This window comes from Aristaeella lactis (assembly GCF_018118585.1).
GTDB classification, from domain to species: Bacteria; Bacillota; Clostridia; order Christensenellales; family Aristaeellaceae; genus Aristaeella; species Aristaeella lactis.
Map to the genome: position 1 here is coordinate 3317752 of NZ_CP069421.1, position 16249 is coordinate 3334000.

Sequence of the window (16249 nt, forward strand, 5' to 3'; positions counted from 1 at the left end):
GCCTCCATCCGGTTTATGCTTTGGGAGAACGGCAGACAAACATGCCGTATTCCTTGGGAACGGTCAGGACGCCGTCCTTCATGTGGGATGCCAGGACGGAACGGACCGTGTCCCGCGGAAGGCTCCGCAGGTCTGTCATGCCGGAGAGGGAAAAGATATAGTCCACCAGGTCTTCCACTTCGGTAACTGCAAGGGAATCGTCATAGAGATCCTTTTCCACGTCCGTGAAGAAGGAGATGAGGGCTTCCTTTCCGTTCTGCAGGGTGAAATTGGTATTGATCGATGTTCTGATACCATAATCGGTAAAAAGGCTGCCGATGTACTCCATCATGCCGTTTTCCCCGTAGGTGGCGCAGTAAAAGGTACCGCTTTCCTTCAGGACGCGGCGGACCTCGCTGAGACCTTTGGCCAGATCCGGCACATGATAAAGCATCATGTTGGCAATGACAACATCGAAGGTATGGTCAGGGAAGGGGATGGACTGGATATCAACAGTCAGGTATTCAATGCCGCTTTCGGCGGCAAGGGTTTCCTTTGTCTTGTTCACCATGCCTTCCGAAAAGTCGGAAAGAACCAGGCGGGAACAGCGGGAAATGAGAGCATGCTTTCCTTTCCACATGTCGCCGGTTCCGCAGCCCAGCTCCAGGACGGAAGCACCTTCCGGAATCCGGTAGTGTTCCGAGATCCAGTTACCGAAACCCTGTTTGTTGGTGGAATACTTATCATGGATGGAAATGCGGGTGTTCAGTTTATCTGAAGTGCCGTACTGGCTGGCCAGGACGTTTACGTTGGTCAGGCTGTTCATAAGATTTCCTCCTGTAAGGGTTGTTAGAGGGTATCATATCACAACGGGCCGGCCAGGACAAATCCGGGGCCAATCTGTTTCTTTTCAAACAGGTCCTTTCCCGGTATAATGAAAAGACTCTGTGCGGTAACAATGAAAATGGAGATCCGGCTGTGAACGGAAAGGCATCATTATGATTATTGATGAGATCAGGACGGAACTGAAAAAGCTTCAGGATGTGAAATACCGGGAAATGCAGATCCGGATCATTCCGACGGTGAAACCGGAAAGCATCATCGGTGTGCGGACGCCGGAACTGCGGCAGATGGCTAAACAGTACGCGCAGGCGGAAGACATTGGCGTGTTTCTGAAGGACCTGCCGCATCAGTATTTTGAGGAAAACCAGCTGCATGCTTTCATTCTTTCCGGAATGAAGGATTATGATGCATGCCTGGAAGCGCTGAACCGGTTCCTGCCGTATGTGGACAACTGGGCCACCTGTGACCAGATGTCGCCGAAGGTGTTCAGGAAACACCGAGAGGAACTGCTGAACAGCATCCGGGAATGGATCGGATCGAAGGAAACCTATACGATCCGGTTCGGTATCGGGATGCTGATGGAGCATTACCTGGACGGGGATTTTGATCCTGCATATCCAGAGATGGCGGCAGGGGTGCGGTCAGAGGAATACTATGTGAATATGATGACGGCCTGGTATTTTGCCACGGCGCTGGCGAAGCAGTATGACACGGTACTGCCGTATATTGAGCAGCACCGGCTGGATGACTGGACCCATAACAAGGCAATCCAGAAAGCCATTGAGAGCTACCGGATCACACCGGAACAGAAAGACTACCTGAGAACCCTGAAAACAACGAGGAAATAACCATGAATACAGCGGAACAGATCAACGAAAAAAGCACAGGGAACACGGATGCCGGCATGAACGCCCTGACCGGCCTGTTTGTGAAGTGCTCCCGGGAAATCCTGAAGGAGAACCTGATGGGTGTCTATCTGCATGGCTCCGCTGTGATGGGATGCTACCAGCCGAAAAAGAGTGACCTGGACTTCATGGTGGTCGTGAAGGAAAACATGACGGACGCGGATAAGCGGGCTTTTATGGACAGCGTCATCAGGCTGGACGCGGCGGGGCCTGCCAAAGGCATTGAAATGAGCATTGTGATCCGGAATGTATGCGATCCGTTCGTGTACCCGACGCCGTTTATCCTGCATTATTCGAGGATGCATACGGCATGGTACCGGCGGGATCCGGAAGATTATATCTGGAAGATGAACGGGACCGACAGTGACCTGGCGGCTCACTTTTCCGTGATCCGGGGCAGGGGTGTATGCCTGTACGGCCTGCCGATCGCGGAAGTGTTCGGAGAAGTGCCGGAAGAGGACTACCTGGACGCCATGTGGGATGACATCGGCGGGGCGGAGGAAGAGATCACGGAGAATCCGATGTACCTGATCCTGAACCTGCCGCGGGTACTGGCCTGGCTGAAGGAGAAGAAGATCCTGTCCAAGAAGGAAGGCGGAGAATGGGGGCTCGGCAGCCTGCCGGAGGCCTACCATCCGCTGCTCCGGTCCGCTCTGAAGGAATACGCGGAAGGCATAAATGAACAGTATGACCCGGAAACGGCAAAGCGCTACGCGGCTTACATGCTGGAGCAGATCCGGGCCGAAAAAGAACAAAATAAAGGAGATTAATCGTGATCTATTATCAGGATGACGAGCTGGTGATCCGCGACATGGAAGAAGCGGACGGACAGGCTTTTGTGGATGAATTTACGGCCCAGGGATGGCATCCCAGCCTTGCCTATTACCAGATGAGGATGAAGGAACGGGCCGAGGGGAAATGCGCGGCCCTGACAGCGGTATACCAGGGAAAGCAGGCCGGATATGTATACCTGTTCCTGGAAGCGGAGGAAGGTCCGTTTGCGGGAAAAGGCTGGCCGATCATTGTGGATTTCAATGTGCTGAAAAAGTACCAGCGGAAGGGAATCGGCGGCCGGCTGATGGACGCGGCGGAACAGATCGCGTCACAGTATTCTGATACGGTCTGCCTGGGGGTCGGCCTGTGTGATTCCTACGGCAGCGCCCAGAGGATGTATGTGAAGCGCGGATATATTCCGGACGGCTCCGGCATGTGGTATCAGGACAGGCAATGCGTGCAGTATGAGACGGTCTGCACCGTGGATGACGATCTGGTTCTGTTTTTCGCCAAGAAGCTGCCTGAAGCGCATCCCGGAAAGAACGAAAAAAACTGAGGAGGCGAACCGGATTGCCGCATTTGTCAGGAAACTTTGAACATATCCCGGATTCCATTGCCGCAATCCTCGGGAACCGGACCGGAATGATGGACGAATTGGGGAAATCCAGGGCACAGGTGGTGCTTTTTGAGGATTATGTGCTGAAGATCCGCCCGGAAAACGGCTGGGATACAGAAGATACAAAGATCCTCCGGTGGCTTGCCGGAAAAGTGCCTGTCCCGCAGGTGGCAGCCCATGCGGTACAGGACGGAATGGACTGGCTGCTGATGACCCGGATGAAAGGAAAAGTACTGTGCGATCCTTCCGTGATGGAAAAACCGACGCTGCTGCTGGACTGCATGGCGGAAGCACTGCACGCGTTATGGGACATTCCTGTGGAAAACTGTCCGTTTGAGCGGACTGTGAAAGCAAATCTTGCCAATGCTGAAGCAACGATCCTGGCCGGACGGTTTGACGCTTCCGACAGTGAACCGGAGACCTTTGGACCGGGCGGATTTGAAAACCCGATGGCCCTGCTGGAATGGCTGAAAGCCAACCTGCCGCCGCAGGACCGGATGGTGACGCACGGCGACTTCTGCCTGCCGAACCTGTTCACAGACGGGAAACGGTTTACAGGCTTCATTGACGTTGGCAACGCGGGTGTCGGGGACCGATGGCAGGACCTGGCTCTGGGCTGGCGGAGCCTGAAACACAACTGCGACGGACACTACGGGAAAGTCTATCCGGGGATTAATCCGGATGACCTGTTCCGGGCAGCCGGCGTAGAGAAAGATGAGGAAAAACTGCGGTATTATATCCTGCTGGACGAACTGAACTGACAGGAACCCGGAGACAAAATAACAGCACCCCGCTTTTGACGGGGTGCTGTTTTCTGTCATTCGGTCAGGCTTTCTGAAGGAGATCCTGTTCCCATGCCTTATACGCGCTTTCCCAGGTTTCGACGGAATAGGGCCTGCGGGAATCGTTGATCTTCCGGGCGAACTGTTCCGCGTATTCCAGGAAGAAGGTCAGATGTTCCCGGGCGGTCATCAGTTCCCTGAGGATCACCCTGCTCCAGACATTCGCTTCCGTGAACTGCGTTGTGGTTTTCAGCTGATCCGCGTACTGCTGTTTGTCAAAGGGAATCCTGACATTTTCAATTTCCATCTCTCCGCTTTCCCGGATCGTCAGAACAGCGTAGGGAACTGAATCAATGATTCCGTCCAGAGGGAGGCCGCAGGAACCGGGATTCACCAGATAAACGTTTCTGCCGGACACTTTATAACTCCACTGAACGTGGGTATGTCCGAAGAGATAGATCCCTTCCTCCAGCCCGGAAAGGGCGTCCTGAAAAGCCGGATCCCGTTCCAGGAGGCTGCGGATATGACCGGAGAGCGTATCAGGAAGAAGCTGTGTATCCGCAAACTGCTTTGCAATGACATCCGGACCGAAAAGCCTGAACTCACAGTCAGAGATCCAGTTTTCCAGGGAATGGGCAAGATGAATACGGGCACCGCCGATGCTGAAATCCAGGGTATGCGGAAGCCCGGTCAGATAACGCAGGTTTTCCGGCGCGATATTCCTGAAACACCAGTAGGATATCTGCATCTGGCCGTCGGTCCAGTTTCGCTGGTCTTTTCCGATCAGGTTTTCCAGATACCGTTCCTCGTTGCCCCGGATGATATGCTTATTCCTGACCTGCCGGACGGCCGAAATGCAGGCGTCCGGATACGGACCGCTGAGGCAGTAGTCTCCGGCAAAGATAAATTCCGCTATTCCGCGTTTTTCCGCGTCCCGGAGCACCGCTTCCAGGGCGGGAAGGTTCCCGTGGATATCCGATATGACAGCAATCTTCATGGTGCCTGTTCTCCCGAATTCTTTTCCCGGATCGGTCTTCCGATCTTCATTTGCCGCCGCCATTCCGGCGCCTCACCGTCATCCGCCCAGTATTCATCCATTTCCCGGATCTTTCCGCCGGTCAGCCTGATAAAGCTGACCACATGGAAGGACGAGCTGCGGTCCACGGGAAAAACGCGGCCGGCCAGGATGACAGTATCCCCGTTTTCTTCAACGCGTTCGATCTCGCCGAGCCAGTCGCTCGGATAGTCACAGTTCACCCGGACGTATTCCTTAACGGTAAACTGCTCATTGGAACAGTGCCAGCGGATGACTGCGTTTTCGTGGAAGTAGGCAGGGAGCTTTTCCCTGTTCTGGGAGATGATATCCTGCCAGAAAGCCTGAATATTCATGGATTTCCTTTCTTGCTGACTGAACAGGGAATTACAGTGACAGGATCCGTGTGGGGACGTCCATTTCCGCCAGGGTACGGTAGATCACACTGGCGGTATCGCTGAACGCGATATCCGGGGGAAGACGCTTCATGGCGGCGGTGATCTCTTCCTGCGTGGGAAGCCGGTCCACTGCATAGAACGCGCCGTAATCCCGGTTTGCGGAAGCATTTGAGATCACTTGCGCGGCATACCCGATATCGAGGTAACGCAGGTCTCCCAGGCAGGCAGTTTCCACGCCGCTGTTGCCCATGTAAAGACGGCAGTCCTGATGAACTGTCAGGTAGAGATCGTTCTGTTCCCGCACAAACAGCTCCTTCACCGTGAGCCCCTGCTCAAAGCGCTTGGCGACTGCCGCAGGCGTATGGCGTTCCGCATTATTCAGCAACTCAGTTTTGTCCTGCTCCCATGACTCCAACCGGTCGGAGATGGCATAAAGATCCTGCAGGGAAGCACGGTAGGGTTCAAATTCGCGCATGTTGCGATGCGGGGTATAGCAGGGAACGGCGAAATAGATAAAATCCGGTCCGACCTGCCTGATCACCTGATCGATTGCCGCGGCGTCCTCCGGGAAGAAACGGTTGAACATGAGGGAAATGCTGACTTTTGCACCAAGGGATTTCGCGTATTCGGCGGAGGCCACAGATGCCTGGAAAGCACCTTCCCTGCGGACAATCTCATCGTGATGCTCCGGACTACCGTGCAGCGTGATGCCGAAATCCATGCAGCCGCAGTCCATGTAAGCTTTGACGACGGACTCCTTATCCTTCCGGCGCATCAGGGCGATGCCTGTTGTCATTCCGTGATGATAAAGCTGGATATGCTTTGTGGACGTCGCGGCACGAATGATCTCCACGATATCCGGATGATTGAAGGGCTCATTATCCATTGTAAAACTGGGAACGGGGGAGGCGGGCAGCGCGGAAGCCAGCTCGTCGAGCCGGCTGATACACCGCAGGGCATCCTCCAGGGGAATGTATTTACCAGGTCCGCCGTTGACATAGCAGTGTTTGCACCGGGTGTTGCACCCGGAGATCAGAAGGTCAAAATTCATTTCCATAAATAAACTCCTTGTATGCCGCGTAAACCGGTTATGACCGCACCAGGGTCATACGGATTTCCGAGGCTTTGACATTGTCGTTGTACATTTCATTTCCGTCCGGACAGAAACCGCATTTTTCGTAGAAGCGGATCGCCCTGTTGTTACCCTTCAGGACCCACAGGTTTACCTTCGGGTAGTCTTTCAGTTTTTCCAGGCCGGCTTCCATCAGCCGGAGGCCTACGCCTTTGCCGTAGTATTCTGACAGGATATAGATGGCGAAGATTTCCCCTTCTTCAGGCAGTTCCCTCCGGCAGCCGTAACCGACAAAGCCGATGACACGGCCCTTGTCGATGGCGACCAGGAGATTATCCGTCCAGGAGAAGGCCATCTTTTCGCTCTTTTCCAGGGTGAACCGGTCCAGGTAGTCCTGGCTGACCAGGCCGGGATAGGCTTCATGCCATGACTGCCAGTGAACAAAGGCCTTCCCTTTGATCTCTTCATCGGTTTCCATCTTTTTGACGATGATGTCCACAGCGGTTTTCTCCTGTTCTTTGAGGTATTCGTCCCGCAACGCTGACAGATGGGAAATAATATTGGCGTTCCAGGATATCAGCGAAGGCAGGTTCTCACAGGGGAACGCTTCACACAGACCGCAGAACTGCACATGGTGGGCCCTGGCACAGGCGTGTATCCGGCACTGGCCGGATCCGGCCCATTCCGGAACTCGTCCGTCCGCTTCTATACAGCCGGGGCACCTGCCGTCCGCCTTTTTCGGGCAGCCGTCGCAGCATTCTCCGCAGGCGGTGATCCGGGTGAAATCGGTCATGGTGTTCATTCTCCTTTATGGATACTGCCGGATAGGTGGTCCGGGTTCAGGCGTGTTTACAGCAAAAGATCATGTTTTCGGAATCAACGGAGATTGGCGGCCTGTCCTCTTTCGTACACAGGGCGGAGCTTTCCCAGTCCACCCGCAGGCCGGCTTCCCTAACCAGGGAACGGATCTCCCGGGGATAATACCAGGTCAGCCGTTCCTCGGTGCAGGCTTCCCGGATGAGGACGCCGTCTTTCCACTCTTCCAGGCGGATCGTATCGTTTTCCACCTGGTTCAGAAAGTCGTAGCAGGGTTTGAAATAATCCCTGATCTCGCTGCCGTTTTCCGTGGCGAAGGTGAGGACTTCCTCTTCGCCGTTTGACCTGACCATGTAATCCGTATCCGGAACGGAGGAGTCAATGATGACGCAGCCGCCTGGCGCAAGATGATCCCTGCAGCAGGACAGGATGGAGGCCACATCCGCCGCGTCCGCAAAATGGTTCAGGAAATTGCAGGAAAGCAGGATCACGTCAAACCGTTCATCCAGGGAGAAATGCCGCGCGTCGGTCTGGACGACATGGAGGCGGTCCCGGGGATAATCCTTTTTCTCCATCAGGGAGATCATATCCGATTCAAATTCGATACCGGTTACCTGGAAACCGGCTTTGGCAAGGGGGATTACGATCCTTCCGGTGCCGCTCCCCAGCTCCAGGATCTTTTTTCCGCAGGGGCCCAGCAGGGATACATATTGTTCCGCGTCTTCGCAGCCTTCATGCAGTATGTCGAAGAATTCAGCAAAAAAGCCCTGGAATTCATTTTCGTTATGTGTCATTTGGGGGTTCCTTTCATTTTTCAGGTCGGTTTGGTTTCGGATTGTATAACAAAAGGATTCACCCGGCCAATCCGCAGGGCGCAGGGAATCCATGTGTGTTTTTTTCTGAAAGTAAGGTATCCTCCCAAAACATATGATTTAGATTCAACTGAATCCTGAAACGCCGTTTCAATCTTTCGACAGGGAACGGTTTGTTTCCTTTTTTGACGCGGTGAATTATTCCGCCGGTGTCCAGGTGCAGCCGTTGGCTTTGGCCAGGCGCTGCGCTGCCCTGTCCACCAGGTTGGAGAGCTTCTTTGTCCGGCGGACACCGGGCTCAAACCAGACGTTATTGACGGTGAGAACCTGGTTTTTCCGGTCCGCTTTCGGTTCCACCCTTCCGATAAAGCGGTCGCCGTACAGCATCGGAAGCACGTAATAGCCGTATTTCCGCTTGTCGGCGGGGGTGTAGATTTCCCAGGAATACTGATAGCCCCAGAGGGCCTCGATCAGCTTCCGGTCCCACATCATGGGATCCAGGGGTGCCAGGAATTCCAGCCGGGGACGGGTGTCCTCCTGACCGGCGATTACCGTTTCCATCAGGGGAAGGTCTTCACTCTGCAGATACAGGGGGAAACGGATCCCTTCCACCTGGACGGCAGTGATGCTTCCGCTCTTTTCCAGGGAGTCAAAGGCGGCATTCCGCTGTTCCGTGGTCATGCTGATGCCCAGCCACGCGGTGGAAGGGCGGTTCCAGAGGAGACCGATGGCACCGATCCTGCGCCGGACACGCCAGACGGTGAAGGCATCCTCATCTTTACAGGGATTCGGCGCGTTCAGCAGGTCAGCGGGCAGGTGCTTTTCCGCCAGGTCATAGTATTTCCGGGAACCGGTTTTGTGATGGATGAGCAGGGTTCCGTCTGTATAAAGCTGCTCCAGCACGGAGCGGGCGGCAGGGGATTCGCTGTGCCAGTGTCCGCTCCAGTGCATGGAGGAATGCCAGAAGATGGTCCCTTCTATGGGCAGCGAGTCGCTGCAGACAGGACCGTGCTTCCGGATATAGTCTATTGCCTGTTCTTCAAGCTCGGGAATACCGGGGAACTGCCGGCCGTGGACAAGGCTCCTTTCCCGGTAACCGGAAAAGAAAGGCCAATCCTCACTGGGCCAGATGGAGAGCTCCTTATCGGAATAATCCACCAGGAGACGATCCCGGTAAAGCAGGTCTTCCAGCATTTTCTTCCGGAAGCCTTTTACCCGGGACTGAAGGGTCAGCTCGGCATTCTTGCCGCAGACATCCACCGGGTCAAACTGAATACAGCCGGCCTGGCGGATGAACTGATAGGCTCCGTCCTTCCGGATGAAGCGGTAATCTCCCAGCAGGCCCTGCTTCAGCAGGATGAACTGCCTGGCCTGGTTCAGTGTGACAGTCAGCATGTGATCCTCCTCCCGCGGAACGGTCAGCCGCAGTACGCGACAGCGTCAGCCTGGAAATGCAGGCCGTCAGGACCGCCTACGTGAGCGAAATTGGTCTGGATGGATTAGCGGGCGGCATATTCGCGAATGATGTCCATCCATATTTTACTATGAGGGGCTTCTGATTGAAAGGCGAACAAATTGATTTTTTGTCATTTTCTGACAAAAAAGAACCGGCTGATCCGGGAAGGATCAGCCGGCCCTTGCGGAACATTGATATGATCATACAGCGGCTTCAGAATCGGCGCAGAATACCAGTTTTCCGTCTTCCAGTTTTACGGTTCCGGTGGTTTCTGTCAGCGGATCACCGTAGCCGTAAGGCCCCTTTTCGGTGACAACCAGGCGTCCGTCGGTCACATCACTGATCGCGTAAGAATAATTGTAGCCGTCCAGGACATATTTCTCACGCTGAAGGGGATCATAAACGATCAGTATGACGCGCACCATTCCGCTGCCAGTCATCATGCAGGTGCACAGATCCGTACAGCCGTCCCCTGTGACATCGGCCATGCGGAAGGCGGGATGGTTCCGGTCCAGTGAATACGGCAAAGCCATACTCACGAAATGACGTGTGCCGCGTAATCCTTCCACTGCTTCATCCAGGCTGAGCCCGAATTCTTCCAGATTTCCCTTGTCCGGAATATTGATCCAGGGATCAAGCCGGGTCCGGCAGGCCTGGATCGCTTTCTGCGGATCGAATGTTTCCGCGTCCAGGTCGATCCTGTCGACCGGCACCTGTGACAGTTCATTGCCCAGAACGCCCATATGGAGATGCTGATCCCTTTCCTCATACCGGAACCAGTAAAAATCATTCCAGTAGTCACCGAACTGCGCCTCCGCCACGAACCACCTGCCGCTGTCATTCCTGTGAAATACAAGATACATAAAAGCAGGACTTTCGGTGTTCGTAAGCCATAAGGAAGGATTACCGTCCGCCAGGTGATCCTTCAGCTGGATCCGGTTGTTTTCCCGGGACGCCTGCTGCACCGGCTCACGGGGCTGTAAAGTGCCGCTGGATACACTCGGTATGGAAACCGGACGCGCTATGATGCTGGAGGGTGTCTCATCCAGGATAATGGTGTTGCAGAATTCCACCTCAGGAGAAACCGAATCGGCATTGACGATCAGGACGGCGGGCTTTTCCGCAGAGGCTCCGGCAAGTACGATATACTCTGAACCTTCTTTTCCGACCGGCGCACAGTCATACACCGTGTAATCCGGATAAACGCCCTGAATAACAGCGGAGATCATGGCATCAGCAGGATCATCCTCTGCCATGGCACCCGGAATGAGCACCATGGACAGGAGTAAACAAAGAAGCAGCAAAAGCATATGCATGACATATCGTTTCATGTGCAGATTCCTCCTGACAGTGCGGATTTCAAAAGCAGGATATGCTCCCGCGGGTGAGCGTGTCATTGATCAGCAGGCCGGTAGGTGAACCGGCTGAAGGCTGCCCGCCCGCCGGATATCCGGGTTGAGTAAAGGAAGAGGCCGAGGCGGCAGCCTGTGAAGTGATCCAGGGCGAAAGTCATCGTGTGTTCTGGCCCCAGGGGTTTCCACCCGGAGGCATCCAGGTATTCAAAACAAACCCTGCCTTCAAGTCCGGGAAAACGGACGGCAGCCCGCAGGCGGACTTCCGCCTGGTTCCAGGGAATCCGGGCGTATTCCTGTTCCTCCCGTTCACGGGGTTTACGGGCTTTCATCACCAGTGCATAGCCTTCTTCATTCCGCTCAATGCCGATCAGTCCGTAGCTGCCGATGAGCAGGCAGAGACCGGCCACGTCACCGGCCTGAAGGCTTTCTGCGTTTACAGTTACCTCCGCCGTACAGCCGGGGAGCACGGTACGCTGCGTAAGCGTGTTCCGGGCAAACTCCACGGTCCGGCTGATTTTGTCCGTGCGGATCACATAGGCGCCGTTTCCGGTTTCCCAGCAGCCTTCCCTCGGCTCATGGTTGAACTGCCAGACGTTTTTCAGCACCGGGGAGGTGAAATCATCATCGGCGTACAGGGGCTGCGCGGCCCAGCCGGGACGGGTGCAGGTGTTGGAAATATCCTGCTCCGCCTCTCCGAAGACCGGATAACCGAACCGGTTCCAGGTAACGGGAATCAGGACCGGAATCCGCCCGACGGCACCGCGGTCCTGGAAGACGACGGAAAACCACCTGCCGTCCGGGGTGTCCACGATACCGCCCTGGGCAGGACCGCTGTGCAGGTTGTCCAGGTCCCCGTAATAGACTTCACCGCCGGCCCAGACGCCCTCCAGGTCATCCGCGACGAAGCAGGCCTGGGTCCGGTACCATTCCCGCTGGCGGGAGTGGATCAGGAAGAGGACATATTTTCCGTTGATCTTATACAGGTGGGATCCTTCATATCCCAGGAAATCACCCGGGGCATCCCGGACAATGATCCGGTCCAGTCCGCCTTCCTTCGGTCCGCTCAGGTCTTCCTTCAGCTCCGTGAGGCGGATATCCCGGTTGCCGTAGACGATATAGACGCGGCCGTCATCATCGAACAGCAGGGAACAGTCGTGGTAGACGCCGTCAATATACTGCCTGGTCCAGGGACCCTCAATGTTTTCCGCGGTAAAGAGAAAGGTCCTCGGCCATTCATGCGCGATAAAGGCCGCGTAGAAACGGCCGGCGTGATAACGCAGGGAGGCGGCCCACATACCGTGGCCGTAAACGGTCTCTTCACCTTCCAGAATCTCACCGGGCGTGTGCTCCAGGGTGTCGTAGATATAGGAGCAGATCTCCCAGTGGATCAGGTCGTGGGACCGGAGGATCCCGGCGCCGGGAAAGAAGTGCATGGTGGTGCTGATCATGTAATAGGTGTCTCCGACGCGGATGACATCCGGATCAGGATAATCCATCCCGGTCAGGGGATTGCGGCCTTCAGCCATTGTGATCGCCTCCGTAAGGCATATTCAGAACTCCTGACCTTAATAATGATGGCTTTTCCCTCTGTTGTCAATGATTCGGGATTGCTTACTGATAATTGTACATTCCGCAGCTGGTGACGATCATGCCGCGGTACATCTCAATGGACAGGAGATGGCTTCCGTCCGGCGCGTCAAAGGAATAGACCCAGGTGCCGCCGGTCAGGCACAGGTCACTGGCTTTTCCGGTGATGATGCCGTTCATGGCCAGGCCGCGGATCCACTCGGCTTCTTCAGGGGTAATCTCCGCCGGGACAAGGCCGATCTCACAGTCGGTGGTGTATGCGGTGATCACAGCTGTATCAAGGCCTTTGCCCAGGCCATGGCAGAACTGCCAGACCGGGACAGGAAAGTTATCCTCCTCGCAGGCGCAGGCGTTGACGCACAGGACGGAAAGCAGGACCAGCAGGACGGCGGTAAGGATCAGGACGCGTTTCATGAGTGATTCCTCCTTATGGATCGGCGGGAGTGTTTCTCCTTTTTTTTGCCCCTTGGGGCCTTCACTCTGTAAGACGCAGGGAATCCGGAAAAGTTCCGAAAAAAGAAAAATCGGAATTCCGCGGCGGGAATTCCGGTGAAGAAGGGGGGCTGTAAAATTATGCGTTCTGCCCTTTTGTCCGCAGCAGGCGGATGATCAGGGCGATGACGACGACCGCCAGGACGATCAGGGCGGCCAGGAAGATATCCGCGCTGGGCAGGAAGGATACGGTGCCGTCGCTGTTGGCAACAGTCGGGGCATCCCGAAGCACCCAGGCGCCGATCTGCGGGCCGATGATCCCGGGGATCAGGACCTGGGAGAGGATCCGAAGCCCCTGAAAACGGCCGGCCATATGTTCCGGGGTATAGTTGCGCAGCTGTGTGCCGAAGGCAGCCATGCCGCTCAGGTAGCCGGACATCATCAGGAGGGAACCGATAAACACGGGGATCTTCATGGACAGGCCTTCCGCCGGGATCCTGGAGGGTACCAGGTAAAGCAGGATAAAGCCCAGCATCAGCAGGAACATGGCCGGCAGGACGGTCTTCCGGAATCCGAAACGATCCACCAGGCGGCCGTAGAAGAAGGTGACTACTGCTGCCAGGATAATGGCAGGCGCCATGATCAGCACATAATCCGCCATGCCCAGGGTCTGCTCATAGTAGATGATCAGGTAGGGCATGTAAACCTGGATGGCGGTATTGAACACGATGAAGGCGGCCATGGACAGGTAGAGGCTCACGTTTTTCCGGATCACATCCGGACGGAACCCGTACAGGATGGTGGGGAAATAGCCGAGGCTGTCGGGACTGGGAACAGCAGGCTCTTCCACGAGGAAGAATCCCAGGATGCCGATCAGCAGCACCAGCCCGCCGATGATGCAGTAGATGGTTGTCCAGCTGGAGGCACGGTCCAGGTCAAAGCCCATGAATCCGCCGAATACGACCAGGATCGAGATCAGGGGCATCATGGAATTGATTCCCTCGGCAGCACCGCGGTTGCCGGTGTCCGTGGAATCGGTCAGCCAGGCGTTGTATGCCGCGTCATTGGCGGTGGAGCCGAAGAAGGTCATGACGCAGTCCATGATGATCACCAGGGTGATGCCGACGGAGGCGGCGCCGGTGACCGCCCCGAACAGGGAAGAGATCACATCCGCCCGGATGAGGGCGAAGGAGATAATGGAGATGCCCCAGGCAATATACCCGGCGCACATAAAGATCTTCCGCTTCCCGATTCTGTCGGACAGGGCACCCATCAGGATGGTGGTCAGGGTGGCGGCAACGGCGCTGGCGGTGACCATCAGGGCGATATCCGAGGCCGATGCCCGGAACATTTTGTAGATGAACACGTTAAAGTACATGTTCTCCACAACCCAGGCGATCTGGCCGGTCAGGGAGAAAATGATCAGGGCTGCCCAGAATTTACGGTTCTTTCTCATACTGTTTCCTCGCATTCTCCGGATCATCGGTCAGGTATTTCAGGCTGAAGCGCCCGGAACAGCTTTTCGGATACGCCGCGGAACTCTTCCGGGGTGACTTTGGCTGCCTTCCGGTCGAAGGTCAGGAGACCGTTGGTCTCATCCTCAACATCTGAAACCTGCGTATAAACGGCGGCGCACAGCCCCTGCGGGATCAGGGGAAGCACCTGCTCCAGGTACAGGGCCTTCAGGTCGCGGACAAAGGTTTCCCGGTCCGTGTATTTCTTGTATCCGTAGGTCTTATCCAGGTTATAGCTGTGCTCCGGGAACTTCAGGGACCAGCCGCCGAATTCCGACAGGAACTGAGGGCGGTCCCGCCTGCCGGTCTTCAGTTTCCGGAAATAGATATGCAGGCTTTCCACGTCACTCTCTTCCCGGGCAAACCAGCCGGAGGTACTGTCGATGAAACGGGTATCATCCAGCGCTTTCAGCCTGCGATACGCGTCATCCGCGCAGAACTGGCCCCAGCCCTCGTTGAAGATGGTCCACAGGCAGATGCAGGGATGGTTCCGAAGCAGCTTTACGGTGGCCTTCATCGCATCCAGGAAGTTTTTCCGGGCAGCCGGATCCCTGTTTAACCGGGAATCCTTCCTGGACTGGAATCCGGCTCCCGGCAGGATCGTGTCCCGGAGAAAGCGGTATTCCCCGCAGTTCACCATATCCTGGAACACGACCATGCCGAGCCTGTCACAGTCATAGTAGAACTGTTCCGGCTCAATCTTGATATGCTTCCGCAGCATATTGAAGCCGAGGGCTTTCATGGCCAGGATATCCGCCTCATAGCAGTCCGGTGACGCAGGTGTGTACAGGCCGTCGCTCCAGTATCCCTGGTCCAGCAGGCCGTGGAAAAAGTACGGCTTTCCGTTGAGACACAGACGGGGTTTTCCGTCTGCCTGTTCAATGGAGAGGGTCCGCAGGGCAAAGTAGGATTCCACATGATCCTCTCCGGCGTTCAACGAGAACCGGTACAGGTGCGGGTTTTCCGGAGACCATAAGACCGGATCCTTTATTTCGATCCGGGCATATCCCCCGGCCAGGCGGTATTCAGCACCGTCCAGCACAATGGTTCCGTCGCCGGCGCCTTCCACGGTGATGTCAGCGTAATCCGGGCCGGTATGAACTGCCAGGGACCGGATATACTCCCGGGGGACCGGCTCCAGCCAGACAGTCTGCCAGATTCCGGAAACAGGAGTGTACCACATGCCGCCGCGCTTTTCCTTCTGTTTGCCCCAGGGATGACGGCGGGATAGGTCATTGACAGCTGTAACGGAGATTTCGTTTTCTCCGGGATGAACCAGATCCGTAATATCTGCGCAGAAGGGGAAATAGCTTTCTTCACTGGAAACTGCTTCCGTTCCATTGACACGGACAAGCGCTTTCCGGCTGACCGCGCCGAAGTGGAGAAGGATCCGCTTACCCTGCCATTCTTCCGGCAGGATGAAGCGCCGGGAATAAACCATTTCCCGGCCATATTCCATCTTCAGATCCAGGCCGGAAAGCAGGCTTTCCGGACAGAAGGGAACCCGGATCACTGCTTTGGCTCCGGCATAAGCAAAATCCCATTCCCCGTTCAGACACAGCCAATCCTTCCGGACCATCTGCGGCCGCGGGTAGGCATTCCAGGGAACACCGCGCAGGGCTTCTCCGGCGGGTGTATACAGTTTCTGCATGAAAATCCTCCGTGCGGTATTTATCTGTTTGTTTGCTGCTTTATCATTCTATCACGCGCGACTGAAGAAGAAAAGGAAAAACAGGCCGGACGGCGGCGGGAAAATACAGCGGGCATAGTTCATGGCAGCCGGGGTTTTGATGTATAATAGCATAAAAACTTGACGGCTGACCCAATGAAAAGGAAAAAACAGACACTTTACAGGTGAAAGGCTCGAAAGGAGGA

At 55.6% G+C, this 16249-nt stretch carries 16 protein-coding genes; 4 read left to right on the forward strand and 12 right to left on the reverse strand.

Translation table 11 applies throughout. The features are described 5' to 3' along the window. Nucleotides 1–13: 13 nt before the first annotated feature. On the reverse strand, nucleotides 14–805 hold the full coding sequence (locus JYE50_RS14975) for a class I SAM-dependent methyltransferase (RefSeq protein WP_084095783.1): 792 nt from the start codon (nucleotides 803–805) through the stop codon (nucleotides 14–16). A gap of 172 nt (nucleotides 806–977) precedes the next feature. Between JYE50_RS14975 and JYE50_RS14980 the strand changes: the two genes are divergently transcribed. From JYE50_RS14980 to JYE50_RS14995, 4 genes are read left to right on the forward strand one after another with little or no spacing between them, the layout of a single operon-like run. Beyond that, nucleotides 978–1670: a DNA alkylation repair protein gene (locus JYE50_RS14980; protein WP_084095784.1), complete on the forward strand. Its 693-nt coding sequence runs from the start codon at nucleotides 978–980 to the stop codon at nucleotides 1668–1670. A gap of 2 nt (nucleotides 1671–1672) precedes the next feature. Then, entirely contained in the window at nucleotides 1673–2497 is an 825-nt protein-coding gene (locus JYE50_RS14985) for an aminoglycoside adenylyltransferase domain-containing protein (RefSeq protein WP_283399200.1), read from the forward strand. Between the two features lie 2 nt (nucleotides 2498–2499). Then, nucleotides 2500–3057 (forward strand): GNAT family N-acetyltransferase, encoded by a 558-nt coding sequence (locus tag JYE50_RS14990; RefSeq protein WP_084095785.1) that lies wholly within the window; start codon nucleotides 2500–2502, stop codon nucleotides 3055–3057. A gap of 14 nt (nucleotides 3058–3071) precedes the next feature. Continuing rightward, a complete protein-coding gene (locus JYE50_RS14995) occupies nucleotides 3072–3878 on the forward strand; it encodes an APH(3') family aminoglycoside O-phosphotransferase (protein ID WP_084095786.1) in 807 nt (268 codons plus the stop codon). Between the two features lie 64 nt (nucleotides 3879–3942). On the opposite strand, the gene JYE50_RS15000 is transcribed toward JYE50_RS14995, so the two are convergent. The 11 genes from JYE50_RS15000 to JYE50_RS15050 all read right to left on the reverse strand — a co-directional run bounded on the left by JYE50_RS15000 (nucleotide 3943) and on the right by JYE50_RS15050 (nucleotide 16025). Further along, nucleotides 3943–4896, reverse strand: a complete 954-nt coding sequence (locus JYE50_RS15000; protein WP_179138315.1) for a metallophosphoesterase family protein — start codon at nucleotides 4894–4896, stop codon at nucleotides 3943–3945. After that, the gene (locus JYE50_RS15005; protein WP_084095788.1) at nucleotides 4893–5288 is read right to left on the reverse strand and encodes a nuclear transport factor 2 family protein; all 396 of its coding nucleotides are present in this window, start codon (nucleotides 5286–5288) and stop codon (nucleotides 4893–4895) included. Before JYE50_RS15005 ends, JYE50_RS15000 begins: the two co-directional genes overlap by 4 nt. 31 nt (nucleotides 5289–5319) lie before the next feature. After that, the gene (locus JYE50_RS15010; protein WP_084095789.1) at nucleotides 5320–6387 is read right to left on the reverse strand and encodes a radical SAM protein; all 1068 of its coding nucleotides are present in this window, start codon (nucleotides 6385–6387) and stop codon (nucleotides 5320–5322) included. A 31-nt stretch (nucleotides 6388–6418) separates the two neighbouring features. Further along, on the reverse strand, nucleotides 6419–7195 hold the full coding sequence (locus JYE50_RS15015) for a GNAT family N-acetyltransferase (RefSeq protein WP_179138316.1): 777 nt from the start codon (nucleotides 7193–7195) through the stop codon (nucleotides 6419–6421). A 46-nt stretch (nucleotides 7196–7241) separates the two neighbouring features. Continuing rightward, entirely contained in the window at nucleotides 7242–8012 is a 771-nt protein-coding gene (locus JYE50_RS15020; protein ID WP_179138317.1) for a class I SAM-dependent methyltransferase, read from the reverse strand. A 216-nt stretch (nucleotides 8013–8228) separates the two neighbouring features. Next, nucleotides 8229–9425: a winged helix-turn-helix domain-containing protein gene (locus tag JYE50_RS15025; RefSeq protein ID WP_084095792.1), complete on the reverse strand. Its 1197-nt coding sequence runs from the start codon at nucleotides 9423–9425 to the stop codon at nucleotides 8229–8231. A 261-nt stretch (nucleotides 9426–9686) separates the two neighbouring features. Then, entirely contained in the window at nucleotides 9687–10817 is a 1131-nt protein-coding gene (locus JYE50_RS15030; protein ID WP_084095793.1) for a hypothetical protein, read from the reverse strand. Nucleotides 10818–10879: 62 nt separating this feature from the next. Continuing rightward, nucleotides 10880–12367 (reverse strand): glycoside hydrolase family 43 protein, encoded by a 1488-nt coding sequence (locus tag JYE50_RS15035; protein WP_084095794.1) that lies wholly within the window; start codon nucleotides 12365–12367, stop codon nucleotides 10880–10882. Between the two features lie 85 nt (nucleotides 12368–12452). Continuing rightward, complete coding sequence (locus JYE50_RS15040) at nucleotides 12453–12842, reverse strand: hypothetical protein (protein ID WP_084095795.1); 390 nt, start codon at nucleotides 12840–12842, stop codon at nucleotides 12453–12455. Nucleotides 12843–12999: 157 nt separating this feature from the next. Next, on the reverse strand, nucleotides 13000–14316 hold the full coding sequence (locus tag JYE50_RS15045) for an MFS transporter (RefSeq protein ID WP_179138318.1): 1317 nt from the start codon (nucleotides 14314–14316) through the stop codon (nucleotides 13000–13002). A 23-nt stretch (nucleotides 14317–14339) separates the two neighbouring features. Next, a complete protein-coding gene (locus JYE50_RS15050) occupies nucleotides 14340–16025 on the reverse strand; it encodes a glycoside hydrolase family 2 protein (protein WP_084095797.1) in 1686 nt (561 codons plus the stop codon). Nucleotides 16026–16249: the final 224 nt, after the last annotated feature.

What these genes read in the sequence shown, in the direction of transcription:
- JYE50_RS15025 (WP_084095792.1), bottom strand. Translation starts at nt 9,425, where the DNA reads ATGCTGACTGTCACACTGAACCAGGCCAGGCAGTTCATCCTGCTGAAG.
- JYE50_RS15035 (WP_084095794.1), bottom strand. Translation starts at nt 12,367, where the DNA reads ATGGCTGAAGGCCGCAATCCCCTGACCGGGATGGATTATCCTGATCCG.
- JYE50_RS15005 (WP_084095788.1), bottom strand. Translation starts at nt 5,288, where the DNA reads ATGAATATTCAGGCTTTCTGGCAGGATATCATCTCCCAGAACAGGGAA.
- JYE50_RS15010 (WP_084095789.1), bottom strand. Translation starts at nt 6,387, where the DNA reads ATGGAAATGAATTTTGACCTTCTGATCTCCGGGTGCAACACCCGGTGC.
- JYE50_RS15045 (WP_179138318.1), bottom strand. Translation starts at nt 14,316, where the DNA reads ATGAGAAAGAACCGTAAATTCTGGGCAGCCCTGATCATTTTCTCCCTG.
- JYE50_RS15040 (WP_084095795.1), bottom strand. Translation starts at nt 12,842, where the DNA reads ATGAAACGCGTCCTGATCCTTACCGCCGTCCTGCTGGTCCTGCTTTCC.
- JYE50_RS15020 (WP_179138317.1), bottom strand. Translation starts at nt 8,012, where the DNA reads ATGACACATAACGAAAATGAATTCCAGGGCTTTTTTGCTGAATTCTTC.
- JYE50_RS15000 (WP_179138315.1), bottom strand. Translation starts at nt 4,896, where the DNA reads ATGAAGATTGCTGTCATATCGGATATCCACGGGAACCTTCCCGCCCTG.
- JYE50_RS14985 (WP_283399200.1), top strand. Translation starts at nt 1,673, where the DNA reads ATGAATACAGCGGAACAGATCAACGAAAAAAGCACAGGGAACACGGAT.
- JYE50_RS14975 (WP_084095783.1), bottom strand. Translation starts at nt 805, where the DNA reads ATGAACAGCCTGACCAACGTAAACGTCCTGGCCAGCCAGTACGGCACT.
- JYE50_RS15015 (WP_179138316.1), bottom strand. Translation starts at nt 7,195, where the DNA reads ATGACCGATTTCACCCGGATCACCGCCTGCGGAGAATGCTGCGACGGC.
- JYE50_RS15050 (WP_084095797.1), bottom strand. Translation starts at nt 16,025, where the DNA reads ATGCAGAAACTGTATACACCCGCCGGAGAAGCCCTGCGCGGTGTTCCC.
- JYE50_RS15030 (WP_084095793.1), bottom strand. Translation starts at nt 10,817, where the DNA reads ATGAAACGATATGTCATGCATATGCTTTTGCTGCTTCTTTGTTTACTC.
- JYE50_RS14980 (WP_084095784.1), top strand. Translation starts at nt 978, where the DNA reads ATGATTATTGATGAGATCAGGACGGAACTGAAAAAGCTTCAGGATGTG.